The 13,393-nt window shown below is 48.5% G+C and carries 2 protein-coding genes; both read right to left on the bottom strand.

Going from position 1 to position 13,393, the window contains the following annotated elements; all coding sequences use genetic code 11:
* Positions 1-17: 17 nt before the first annotated feature.
* Positions 18-5,477, bottom strand: a complete 5,460-nt coding sequence (locus ACOMHB_RS18845; protein ID WP_448217774.1) for a hypothetical protein — start codon at positions 5,475-5,477, stop codon at positions 18-20.
* 73 nt (positions 5,478-5,550) lie between these two features.
* A complete protein-coding gene (locus ACOMHB_RS18840; protein ID WP_448217773.1) occupies positions 5,551-13,311 on the bottom strand; it encodes a coiled-coil domain-containing protein in 7,761 nt (2,586 codons plus the stop codon).
* Positions 13,312-13,393: the final 82 nt, after the last annotated feature.

Below are 13,393 nucleotides of genomic sequence, written 5' to 3'. Positions count from 1 at the left end.
CCTTATGGCTGTCAATGTCAATCGCTTATTTTCTGTTCATCGCCCTGTTGCAAATTGTAGAAGGCACCCAGAGTGTAGGAGTAAGGAATACTTTCTGCATGGGAAAACGACCATTTAGGCACATTTTCCTTGAAGTAATTCTCCCAGCCATTTTCAAATAGTTTCATGGTACGATCACGGCGCTCACGGAACTGCAGGTAATTTTCGTGTCGAGTCCAGCCATGCATCATGTCATTTTCTTTAACGCGGTTTGCGTACTCTTCATCGTTTTCACTGAAACGTTGAGGTGAGGCAATAGCCGTACGTTTCAAATATTCAGCGTCCGTTTCACCCAGGCCCCGCCAGCGGTTAATCTTGTCGAGACCTCGGCCCAGAGGTCCACCCAGCCATTGAGTAAGCATCCTGTTGTCGTTCATGAAGAAGTCAAAAGTGAGACTCGACGCCAGAGCAAAGCCGAATGCCTGAGCATAGGTGAACCAGGAGACAAGACCATGAGCGTATGCTCCGATAGTGGCTACCGGACCCAGCACCAGACCGGCAGTAGCCGAGGCCAGAGTTTTCACTTTTTGTGGTGTCAGACTGTGCAGCAGCGGTACCTGAACCCCTTGTCCGGAACCCATGGATTTCATTATTTCCGGTACCAGACGGGAAATGCTGCGATACCTGTGCGGGCTGGCGTTGTATTGTCTGGCAAACAGCATGGAGCCGGTTTTCAGCAGAATGACTGAGGAAGCCGCCTTGCCCAATGGCATGGCCAGCCGCCCGGCCGCTTCAGAGAATTTTTCAATTCCGCTGTGGTAGGCATATTGCCCGGTTCGATCAGGATCAACACCGTAAAGTTCCAACCAGTGCTGAAAAGGTGTGAGCATTCTGTGGGCGTAATCACCCCTGTTGGTCAGATCCAGAAGATAGAGTAACAACATGTTCGAGAAGGACAGCTCGGCAGCCTGCCATACGTCATGGGTCACCAATAGTGGTTTGTAGCTGGAGTGGTACCAGGTCACAGCCTGTACCAGAAAGGCTGAAGGTTTGACCCAGTAATCATTGAGCTGCTGCTCGACCGCTGTGGCGTGAGCCTGTAACGATGTGCCATGAATAGCTTTGATCAGTTCTGATTCAGATATTCCGGCAGCATGGGCGTAAGGTGTCAGGGTATCCTGAACATTGGCCAGAAATGCTGCCGTCCTGCGGCTGTTTTCAAAGGCAATATCATCAAGCACGTAGTTGGCGATGACAGCAGTGGCGTACTCTTTCATGCCGACAACCGACTCTTTAATAGCTGCCGGGCCAGTCGTGGTCACGGACACTGGTGTAAAGGCACTCAGCATGAATTTCTCAGCACCCTGGTCGGACAGCATCCGGACAACAGCTTTGAAGTGAGGCACATTGACGTCGTGTCTGTAGCCAAGGAAATGTTCAAATTCGTCCACTGTCTGATAACCATCGACATCTCTGACGACCTTTATGTAGTTCTCAAGTTCAGCCTTGCTGAGCAGACCTTCATGTAGCAAAGTGATTATCTTGTTGCCACTGGCAGAATGGCCAGCAAAGTATTCCGGGAAGCTTTTCAGATCCTCCGGTTCAGGATCTTCGCTGTGAATACCTGCTAAGCCTATACCGTGAATTTCGTTGTCGTATTCTTGTGCCCCATTTCCTGTCTCATCCCATGCCCGGTGCGCCAGAGAGTTGACTTCTTTGATGGCATTCCGGGGTTGCTCGAGAGTGGGGGCTGGGAAGCTTGTCGTCTTCAGTCTCTTGAAAATTTCTACAATCCGGCTGGCCTGTTTAAACGTCAGTTTGTCTCCGACCCCTGCCTGCAAGCGAATCGGTGCAAACTCATCGTCAAAATCGAAAGTGACAAGGCCAGGTACTGCCTTACCGCTTTCTTTTGCTGCTTTTCTCAGGCCAATAGCGGCTTCCAGAGCCTGTTTTATGAGAGGGTGCTGCTGTGTGAGTTTGTGAATGTCCTTCAGAACTTTTGCCTGTTCCAGCGTGAACTGGAAGGGACCGCCGTCACTTTCGATGGCTTTCTCTGTCGCCATCAGGACTCCTTTCATTCTCTCAATATCTGCTTTCCTGGTTTCAATCTCGTCCTCCAGACGGGCCTGTTCCCGCTCTGCGAGGGTTTGCACTTTACCAGACAGATTCAACTCGCTCTGAAGTGCTTTAATGCTTCGTATACGGTCGGTGTCGTCCTTATTATTACTAAGCCTGTTTAGTCTGCAATGAACATCTGCCAGCTCGCTTTCGGCTTTTGCTATCATTCGTCTGGCTCTGGCTGCATCACTGTCAAGAATGTATCGGGGTTTAGGTCCCAGACGAGCCACTTGCCTGTCAAGCTCTTCATCAATGGCTGCCAGACGCTCATTAACGTCAGGCTGACCGGCTTTGAAAACTTCTTCATCCAGCTGTTGGAGTTTTGCTCTAATTAAACGGTTCTGGTCGTCGATGCTGGCATCATCCTCATAATCTATAACCTTGAGTTGATGTGCAATGTTATTGTTCCAGGCTCTCCTGGCATCTTCATTTGCATGGACTTCGTGCAGTTCATCCCGTAATTCCTGAATTCTGCCTCCCAGAGCATACTGCCGGTCAGTCAGTTGTGCATTGTCTTCAAATCCTATATTCAGATCACTGGCCAGTTTGTCTGTTAAACTTTTGCCTCTCTCTCTGGCAGCAGAGTTTTCATAAGGGGCGATATTTAACTGGTCCTCCAGAACGATAAGATGACCTGCCTGTCGTATTCTGGCCCGCTGATCCGGTTCTTCAACAATATACCTGAGGCGATGACGAATGCTGTTGAGCTTGATTTTTATCTCTTCTGGATTCCCCTCCAGATCTCTCCAGCCTGGCCCGCCAGCTTCCCAGAGTATCCTGCGCATTTCATCCAGCTCAAAATTTGAAACATGACGGGCATCAAGTCTTGCAAGAAGCCTTTCCAGTCTTGCCGCTTTGTAATCACTTACATTGACTTTGATGTTGAATAATATTTCCAGGCAGTGCAGTGCGTTCAGGGCCTCTTCCTCTGACCGCTTTCTGGCTTCTCTGATGCGTAGATCCATTTTTTCAGAAAGGGACTGACGAAGGTCATAGACATTCTCCTTTTCTCTGCAATAGAAATAACTCTTTCCCTCCAGACCTGTTAACGTGGCAAGAAGTGTCCCCAATACTTCAGGCATGACTTTGGGATGGCCTGGTGTTTTGATGTCTTCCAATTCTGTTTCCAGCTCTGAAAGCTCGAAGAGCATGTCATTTACCTTTGATTCCAGGCTGGCACGGTCCTCCAGAAAGGGGTCTTCACCCGGACTGATCCCAAGGACCTCTGCCAGAGCGTCTTTTCTGGCCCTGGTGTAAAAAGCTTCCCTATGGAGCAGGTTTCTCATTGCGTTAAGTTGTTCGCGCAGACTTTCTTCCTGAGCACTCATTGCCTTAAGTTGCTGACGCAGAGTTTCTCCCTGAACATTCATTGTCTTAAGTTTTTGAATCAGGCGTTCTTGTTGAACTTCAACATCTGCATCGCTATCGAAATCCTGAATGTTTAAATACCTGGCAACGGTTGCACAGAGGGCTTTGATGTCAGCGTCTTTTTCAGACTCTGTAATGCTGCTCACTTGCGTGTCCATTTTGTTATCGGGGACCAGACCAAGCTGACCTTCAAAAAAGATAGCCAGTTTATGCTGGACTGGCCCATGGATTAGTTCTTCATTTTGAAGCAGGTATTGTTGGATACCCTGATAGCGTAAATCCAGATCGTTTTCATTGTCAGGAGTGATTTCGAGTGTGTTCTCAAGAGCCGTCAGTATTTCTTTTATAGCTTTTGTCCGAGACTTTCCTGTTGCAGGAACCGGTCGCATTTTCTTTCTGATGAGCCTGGCTTTTTCTTCGGGGGGTTGGATATCGTTCCAGTCATCAATACCAGGCTCTGCTGCCATTGCGCGAAGCAATTTTTTGTTTGGCTTACGTATTTCGGGTTGTTTTGCCCTCAGCTTCTCCAGTTTGTTGTAAATTTCAAGCAGCTGTCTGTCCTTGTTGTTTATGACTTCGGAAGTAAACTCTTCGTATTCCTCGGGAATCCTTGTTCGATTGATATCGGCGAGAAAGGTTGTGATCTCCTGAATTCTCTTAACAAAGTGCGGATTATTCAGAAGATTTCTGAGTCTGGGTTTGAAGCGGAAGTGTTTTGCGAGTTGAATTTGTAGCCAGCTTGGCGTGATGACCGAGGCAGCGACTCTGATATGTCCTAATGTCAATTCAAATTCATCTGCCTTGTCTGGAGTAGCAGTGGTCAATGCCTGCAGAAGAGATTCATAGTACGCAAGCATCTCCGGTTGATATGCATCAAATTTAATATCCTGATATGCAGCTAATTCCTCCAGCATTTGCATCTGCCTGCTTCGAATGGAGTACTGGTAGCTTCTGAGCTTGTCTTTTTTAACTAGTGTTGTTATTGCAGGATCGGGGTAATTGCCGCCATATTGATGCCAGGTGGAATAGAGAGCTTCCGCAAGAGCAATGTCGGCTGGATTCTGTTTCTGACCACGGAAAACAATCATCTTCTCTGAAGTCTCAGTCACTTCCAGTTTTGGATAATGTTCAGCTACATGATATGCCTGAGTGTCATCCTCAACGTATACAACATAGCCGACGGGTTTATGATCAAACAACAGATCCTCCAGGACCTGCTGTTGTATATCTCCTCCCAGAACATGAACCTGGGTATAGGCAGAGGTGGCTGCTGCAAAAAGCGCCTCATCATTGACAAAGAGTGATTGTCCCAGGCGTTTAAGTTCAGGAGGCTGATCGCCTGCAGCAATAAGACGCATGAAGGTGCGTCCGTTGACTGCAACCTTTTTTACTTCAACGGTGGCAAGGGCAACATAGTGATCAGCTTCGCCAAGACTTCCTGCTCTTTCGTTGGCACCTTTGAGCACTCCGGCCAGCTGTTCGGGATTGGCAATTTTTGTAAAGGGGTCTAATGGTTGAATGTCACCTGATTGAGCACGAACAGCCGCAATTGAATTCTGATCGGTCATTCCTTTTCTGACTTCAATGACCAGTTTATCCTCTGCAAGGTTATGGGTGAACCTGAAGACACCCTCATCGCCGACCTTGAGAACTTTGGTGTACTTCTGAGCAACGTCATTCTCGCCGGTTGTAAACAGGTCAACGCTGGTAACGCCACCCTCGATGCCAGAAAGAATATCTGTGAAGCCTTCAGAAGGTATGTCGTAGCCCGCTCTGACTTCTGTCTGACCAGGGTAGGTGGTGGTAAAGGATTTGGGAATGGGTTGCTGGTCATCACCTGGAGTTGGCTGAACCAGGACCTCACTCTGGATAAACTCCACATGTTCACTGCCCGAAATATCCACAGATCTTGTCTGCAGCCTGCGATCGGCCAGTGTCTGTGTACTAATGATGGAAGAGCTGATTGCAACGGCCACTGCAAGGCTTAATGCACTGGGGCGAGCATTTGTCATTCTAAAAACCATAGAGCTGAGTATTTTTATTACCGTGAAGAGTGATTGTCACACCCGGCGGGTTTTAATTAAGTTAGTCTGCGGAGGCAGCAGGTAGAAAGCTTGATTGAGGGGCATTTGTCTTTTCACCAGCAGGCGCTTTCTTATTATTGCCCTGTTGCCAGTCGTAGAAGGTTCCGAGAGTGTAAATGTAAGGAATACTTTCTGCATGAGAGAATGACCATTTGGGCAAATTTTCCCTGAAGTATTTCTCCCAGCCATTCTCAAACAGTTTCATGGTGCGATCACGGCGTTCACGGAACTGCAGGTAATTTTCATGTCGAGTCCAGCCATACAGGGTGTTATTTGCTTTAACGAGGTTTATATAGGCTTCATCGGTTTCATCGAAGTGCTGGGGCCTGGCAATAGTCGTACGTTGCACATATTCCTCTGTCGTTTCCCCTGCGCCCAGCCAGCGATTAATCTTGTCAAGACTGCGGCCCAGAGGTCCGCCCAGCCATTGAGTGAGCATCTTGTTGTCATTCATAAAGAAGTCGAAAGTGAGGCCCGATGCCAGAGCGAACCCGAAGTTTTGGGCGTAGGTGAACCCGGATATAAGGCCGTGGGCGTATGCTCCGACAGTGGCTACCGGGCCCAGCACCAGGCCGACAGTGGCGGAGGCCAGCGTTTTCACTTTTTGTGGTGTCACCCTGTGCAGCAAGGGGATCTGAACACCCTCTCCTGAACCCATGGATTTCACTATTTCCGGCACCAAACGGGAAATGCTGCGATACATTTGAGGATTAGCGTTGTGCTGCCGGGCAAATAACATAGAGCCGGTTCTCAGCAAAATGACTGAGGAAGCCGCCTTGCCCAATGGCATGGCCAGCCCGCCCACTTCAGAGATTTGTTCAATGCCACTGTGATAGGCATACTGGCCGGTTCGGTCAGGATCAATGCCGTAATGTTCCAACCAGTGCTGGAAAGGTATGAGCATTCTGTGCAGGTAATCACCCCGGTTGGTCAGATCCAGAAGATAGAGGTACGACATACTTGAGAGAGACAGTTTGGCCGCATTCCGGCTGTCAGTGGTCGCCAGTAGTGGTTTGAAGCTGGAGTAGTACCAGGTGACAGCCTGTACCAGGGAGGCAGAAGGTTTGACCCAGAAATCCGACAGTTGCCGTTCAACTGCGGCGGCATGAGCCTGCTCCAACGTACCATGGACCACTTTGATCAGGTCTGATTCAGACAGGCCAGCAGCATTGGCATAAGGTGTCAGGGTGTCCTGAACATTGGTCAGGAATGCTGCCGTCCTGCGGCCGTTGTCAAAGGCAATATCATCAAGCACGTAATTGGCGATGACAGCAGCGGCGTATTCTTTCATGCCGGCAACAGATTCTTTCATACCCGCCGGACCAGTTGCTTTTATGCTCACAGGAGTAATGGCACTCTGCATGAATTTCTCAACCCCCTTGTCAGACAGCATTTGGACAACGGCTTTGAAGTGGGGCACATTGACGCCGTGTTTATAGCCGAGGAAGTGTTCAAATTCAGCTACTGTCGGGTAACCTTCGACAAATCTGACGGCTTTTATATAGTTCTCAAGTTCAACTTTACTGATCAGACCTTCCTGCAGCAGGGCTATGATCTTGTTACCGCTGGCAGAACGGCTAGTGAGGTATTCCGAGAAGCCTTTCAGGTCTCCTGATTCATGTTGGACGTAGTGACTATCTGCTGAGCCCATGTCACGAATTTCTTCGTCGTATTCCTGTGCTCCTGTTTCTATCTCTTGCCTGGACAATTGCACAAGCCTGTGGACTTCTTCCAGGACATTCAGGGTCCGATATCCTGCAGGCTGGTCAGGGCTTTGCGGGAAGCTGGTTTTCAGATTCCTGAAGACCTCCACAATCTGGCGGGTCTCATCAAAGGTCAGAGCGTCTCCGGCCATTGCCTGCAAACGAATGGGTGCAAATTCATCGTCAAAATCGAAAGCCGTAAGGAGTGGCATTGGTTTACCGCTCAGGGTTGTTGCCTCTGCCAGAACCATTGCAGCTTCCAGGGCTTGTTTTTTGAGAGGGTTTTGCGTGAATCTTTGGATAGCGTCCAGAACTTTTACCTGTTCCGGCGTGTATTGAAAGGGCCCGTCATCATTGTTGACGGCTTCTTCGGCAGCCTCCAGGACTTTTTTCAGTCTCTCTATGTCTGCTTTCCTAACTTTAATCTCAGCTTTCAGACGACCATGACGGACCAGTTCCTGAATCGGTTGTCGGATCCTGCGGTCGTTAACGCCCAGTTGTCTCTGTGTGTTTCTGAGGGCATTAATCCGTTGTTCATGGGTGCCAGAGGCGTCTGGTTTTAGACCCAGGGCTTCTTCAGTGGCGTCAAGAGTCGCTTCATGATGATCTGCCAGAGCTTTTTCTGCTTCTGATACAGCTTCTCTTTTCTGATTCAGGGCTGAACTCAGCAGATCCCACTCGAGCTTATTTGAGCTTGTCGATTGCTCATTAATGTTTTCAGATTCGAACATCTCCGGTTCTTTAGGAACGGTATTCGCTCGCGCAAAAATCTCCTGCTCTTTACGAACCAGATTCTTTCGCGCAACAGCTTCTTCAGTGATTGCCTCGGCTAAATCCTTACTTTTCCTGTCGTGCTCACGCAGGAATTCTGTGACCTGGGCGAACTTTTTCCCGGTCAAAGGCAATCCATCCCGCGCTTCATCGATTTCATCGGTTGTGTCCCGGCCATGACTATCTGAATTGTATTCAATAGACATAATGCATTCACCTTCTCCCACTGATTCGGGGTTGGGATGCATCTGGATGTTCAGATGGGTTCTGACTCTCAGTTCCTTCAGGACTTCATCTCGTAATTCTGCACTCTGTTCCAGCAGGAAATTCTCGATCATGAGTAATCGATCTGCATCGGTTTGCTCGTCACCTGCAGGCAGACCCAGCTCAATCTGAATCCTTTTTACCGGCTGATTGTCAGCCGGGTCATCTTCATCCGAGGGATGTTGTAGGTCAGTAGGGTTCTGTGCAGATAGCCATTGTTTGCGACCCATAGCATCCAGTTTGCGATTAGCTGTCTCCAGCTCACTTTCAGCTGCTTTCAGTGCTCGCCTGGCTCCGGCTACTTCACGATCAAGGACGTATCGGGGCTTGGGCCCCAGGCGGGCCATTTGCCTGTCAAGCTCATCCTCAATGGCGGAGATACGCTCATTAACATCAGGTTGACCCGCTTTGAAAACTTCTTCATCCAGCCATTGAAGTTTTGCATTAATCAGGCCGTTCTGGTCGTCGATACTTTCATGCTCTTTATAGCCGCAGACGTTGAGTTGATGAGCTATTTGATTGTTCCGGATTCTTTTCACAGCTTCATCGTCATAGACTTCGTTGACTTCATCCCGAATTGCCTGAATTCTGGCTGTTAGAGCATCCTTCAGGTCAGACAGGCTGACATCGTGTTCAAACTTTACCTGCAGATCACTGGCCAGTTCAGTAGTGAAAACCTTGCTCCTTTCTCTGGCAGCAATGTATACAGAAGGGTATATCTGCAGATTGTCCTCCAGGGCCGCAAGCAAACGATTTTGTTGTTCCCTGGCACGCTGATCCACTTCTTCGACTTTATAGGTCAGACGCCTGTCAAGTAGATCAAGCCATTCTTGCCTTCCTTCTTTCTCATCAGCAGGGGTAATACTTTGGTGAGGGCTCTCGACCACGGGTTTGAAGTTCTTCATCATCACCAATGTGTCGTCTTGACAGAGAATGTTAACGATCTCATCCAGCATCTGTTTTGAGACGTCATCGCCACCAAGTCTTGCACGAACCCTGACAAGTCTTGCTACTCTGTCATCATCTTCATTGACATTGATGTCGAAAACTTGTTCTACGGCTGCCAGTAGACTCAGAGCCTCTTCCTCTGCCCGCTGTCTGGCGTCTGCGATCTGTGACTTGATGTCGTCAGAAATGGCCTGGCGGCGTTGATACTGATCCTGCTCTTCACTGGGGGGATTCATCTCCAGGGCTTTTTCCACGGCAAGCAGCTTCCCAAGCACCACAGGCGTGGCTTTGGGGTGGCCTGGTGTTCTGATGTCATCCAGTTCTTTTTCCAGATCTCTAAGCCTGAAGAGTTTGGAGCGTATTGTTAACTCCAGGCCGGCGCGATCTTTCAGTGTCTTGTCTTCAGTCAGATCAACACCAGGAACCGCTGCCAGAGCATTTTTTCTGGCTATGGTATAGGAGTTCTCTGAATCCTGTTCCAAGGCCATTATATAAAGTTGTTGACGCTGCCGTTGCAGTTGAGCCTCCATTGTATCAAGCCGTTGAATCAGGCGTTCGTGTTGAGCGTCTTTATCTGTATTGCTATCAAAATTCTCAATGTTTAAATGTGCGGCAATGATTGCATAGCGGGCTTTTATTTCAGCGTCTTTTCCAGTCTCTTTGCTGGTGCTCCCTGGCTGCAGGTGCTGTTGAAGGAACCGATAGCGGGCATCCGGATTGTTTTCATTGTTTGGGGTAATACCGTGATCGCTTTCAATGGCTACCCGTTTTGCTTTTACGGCGTCTTCGTCGGGTGTTGCGGCTAAGAATGGGTTGACTTCAGCAATTCTTTCTCTGATCAGCCTGGCTTGTTCTTCGGGTGGCTGGGCATCATCCCAGTCATCAATACCAAGCTCTGCTGCCAGTTGAGCGTTGCGGGCTTTTATGGCATCTGCTCTGGTATCCCGAACGAGTTGTTCCAGCTCTGGAGTTTGTCTGGCTTCCTGTTGTTGATCCGGGAAGGGTTGTTGAACGATTTCGGTCGCCTGCTGCCTCAGGTGCTGATGAATGGCTTGGTGTCGGGCATTAAGGTCATCTTTATTTTCCGGAACCAGACCGAGATAATTCTCAAAGATAGTCAGCCTTTCCGATACTTCCTGCTCGGGTCGTATAATGTTTTGTTGCAGCCGTTTTTGAATGAACAGAAGGGTGCGCGGATTGATTTTATTGACCGGAGCAATGCCTCGCCAGCCACCAATGGCCGTTGGTTCTGCGGCTAGAGTTTCTTCATCAGGCTGCCCTGTTGCGGCCATCGATCTGTAAATTTCATTAATTATCTTTTCTATGAGTGTGAATTGTTCGTCCAGTGGCAGGGTATCATCCCAGTCATCAATACCCAGCTTGGCTGCTGTATAAGCGTAGTGAGTTTTTCTGGCAATTCTCCTGACGGTAAGAAGTATCCTTTCCAGGTCGGGAACCTGATCGGCTTGCTGCTGAAGTTTCTGTAACCGGTTTTTCAGTTCTGCGTGCTGCTCAAGGTTTTCCAGAAGCCTCTCGTGACGAGCTTTCAGGTCATCTTCTTTATCCGGGACAATGCCCAGCTGAGCTTCCAGGGTCGCCAGCTCATCTTCATTGACCAAAATAAAGCAATCCTTGTTTCCAATGCCCGCCGTTTTTGCCTTTACAGTTTCTTCTTCAGACTGTTCGGTAACCGATGGTTTTATTTCCTGGATTTTATTTCTGATGAGTCTGGCCTGTTCTTCGAGTGGCAGGGTATCATCCCAGTCATCAATACCAAACTCTGCTGCCAGTTGCGCGTTGCGGGCTTTTATGGCATCTGCTCTGGTATCCCGAACGAGTTGTCCCAGCTCTGGAGTTTGTCTGGCTTCCTGTTGTTGATCCTGGAAGGGTTGTAGAACGATCTCGGTTATCTGCTGCTGCAGGTGCTGATGAATGGCCTGGTGACGGGCATTAAGGTCATCTTTGTTTTCCGGAACCAGACCGAGATAATTCTCAAAGATAGTCAGCCTTTCCAATATTTCCTGCTCGGGTCGTATAATGTTTTGTCGCAGCCGTTGATGAATGAACAGAAGGGTGCGCGGATTGATTTTATTGACCGGAGCAATGCCTCGCCAGCCACCAATGGCCGTTGGTTCTGCGGTTAGAGTTTCTTCATCAGGTTGCCCTGTTGCGGCCATCGATCTGTAAATTTCATTAATTATCTTTTCTATGAGTGTGAATTGTACGTCTAGTGGCAGGGTATCATCCCAGTTATCAATACCAAACTCTGCAGCCATTTGAGCGTTAATCGCTTTTATGGCCTCCGTTTTGATAATATGAAATTGTGTTTCCGGTTTCGGGACTTGTCGAACTTCCAGCAGACGTTTCAGCCTCAGATTTTCCAGATCTTCCAGTTCGACATGAAGCTTTGCAAGCTTGTCCTCAACTTTCCGATACCGGTATTGTGCTTTCAGTTTTTCCTTACGACTGACATGGGCTTGCTCCAAAGTGTGCTTTAAGTTGTCTCGACTTCTGAGGAGTTTATCTTCTGCTTCCTGCAGCTTGTCCAGTTTCTTTAGTAGCTGCTTGGTCATGTCTCCTATGACTTGGGCAGCAAACTTTTTGTCCTTCTCAAGAGGATCGGTCTGCGCTTGGTTTATATCGTTGAAAACGGGTATAAAATTCTCAAGATTCTGAACAAAATGCGGGTTAATCAGAAGATTTCTAAATGCGGGTCTGAAGCCGAAGTGTTCCAGGAGTTGAGTATGCATCCAGGGCGGCGTGATAACCGCCGAAGCAACTCTGATGTGTTCCATTGTGAATTCAAATTTACTGAGATCCGTCGAGCGAGCTGCACCAGCACTCGCTAATGCCTGCTGGAGATATTCGTAGTCAACAAGCGCACGCATTGCCAGTTTATCTTCGTTTGTGAGCGTCATCGGTTGATCTTCGTGAACTTGAGCATCGTGCCGCGCAACAAACTCCTCCAATATTGTCATTTGCCTGCTTCGAATGGCGTACCGGTAGTTTGTGACCTGATGTTTTACTACTGCTGCCAATGCAGGGGCGAGGTCATTAGCCTCAGCTTCTTTCCAGAGGTTATAGAGGCTTTCTACAAAAGCGATATCATCCGGTTTCGGCATCTGACCATGGAAAACAATCACCTCCCCCGGAGCTTCTGCTACTTCCAGCTTTGGATAACCTGAAGGCACAGGGTATACCTTTGTGTCATCTTCGACGTGAACAACATAGCCGACGGGTTTGCTGCGTGCCAACAGTTCATTAAGAACCTGCTGTCGTAAATCCCCCTCCAGGATATAAACCTGGGTGTAGGCGGAGACGGCGGCTGCCAGGAGGACATCGTCATTGATAAAGATTGATTGACCCAGACGCTGCAGTTCCGGGGGCTGATCGCCGGAAGCGATAAGACGCATGAAGGTACGTCCATTCACTTCAACTTTTTCTACTTCAATGGTGGCAAGGGCAACATAGTGATCGCTTGCGCCCAGGTTTCCTGTTCTGTCGTAGACAGCTTCCAGTAATTGAGCCATCTGTAAGGGGCTGGCGATTTTCGTTAACGGTTCTTCACTATTATCAAATAGCGCATAAAATGCACGAACAGCATCAACTGAATCCTGAACAGTCATTCCGGCTCTGACTTCAATGACCAGTTCTGTTTCTTCAAGGTTATGGGTGAAACGGAAGGCTCCCTCATCTCCTACCTTCAGGACTTTGGTGTATTTCTGAGCAACGTCATTCTCGCCTGTTTCAAACACATCAACACTGGAAACGGCGACACTAATTTCAGCAAGAAATGGTGTAAAGCTTAATGTAGGAATGTCATTGGCATATTTTCTCTCTTCATCAGCTTTAACAGGGTATGTGGTTGTATAGGACTTGGGTATTGGCTGCCCGTCAAAGCCTAAAGTCGGCCGAACCATGACTTCACTATTGGTAAACTTCTTATGTCCATTGACCAGAATATTGACAGATCTGGTCTGCAGCTTCCGATCGGCCATTGCCTGTGTGCCAATGATGCAAGAGCTGATTACAGCGATCACAGCAAGGCTTAATGCATTGGGGCAAGCATTTGTCATTCGACTACCTCAGGGCTGAGTAGATTGATTACCGTGAAAAGTGATTTCCACAGCAGGCAAAGAAGCAACTTAGAATAGACCA

This window comes from Endozoicomonas sp. 2B-B (assembly GCF_053470045.1).
The sequence above is the reverse complement of the archived record's forward strand: the minus strand, read 5'-3'. Positions and strand labels throughout refer to the sequence as shown.

Bases quoted from the DNA above. Each gene is read 5' to 3' on its own strand.
- ACOMHB_RS18845 (WP_448217774.1), bottom strand. From the start codon at position 5,477: ATGACAAATGCTCGCCCCAGTGCATTAAGCCTTGCAGTGGCCGTTGCA.
- ACOMHB_RS18840 (WP_448217773.1), bottom strand. From the start codon at position 13,311: ATGACAAATGCTTGCCCCAATGCATTAAGCCTTGCTGTGATCGCTGTA.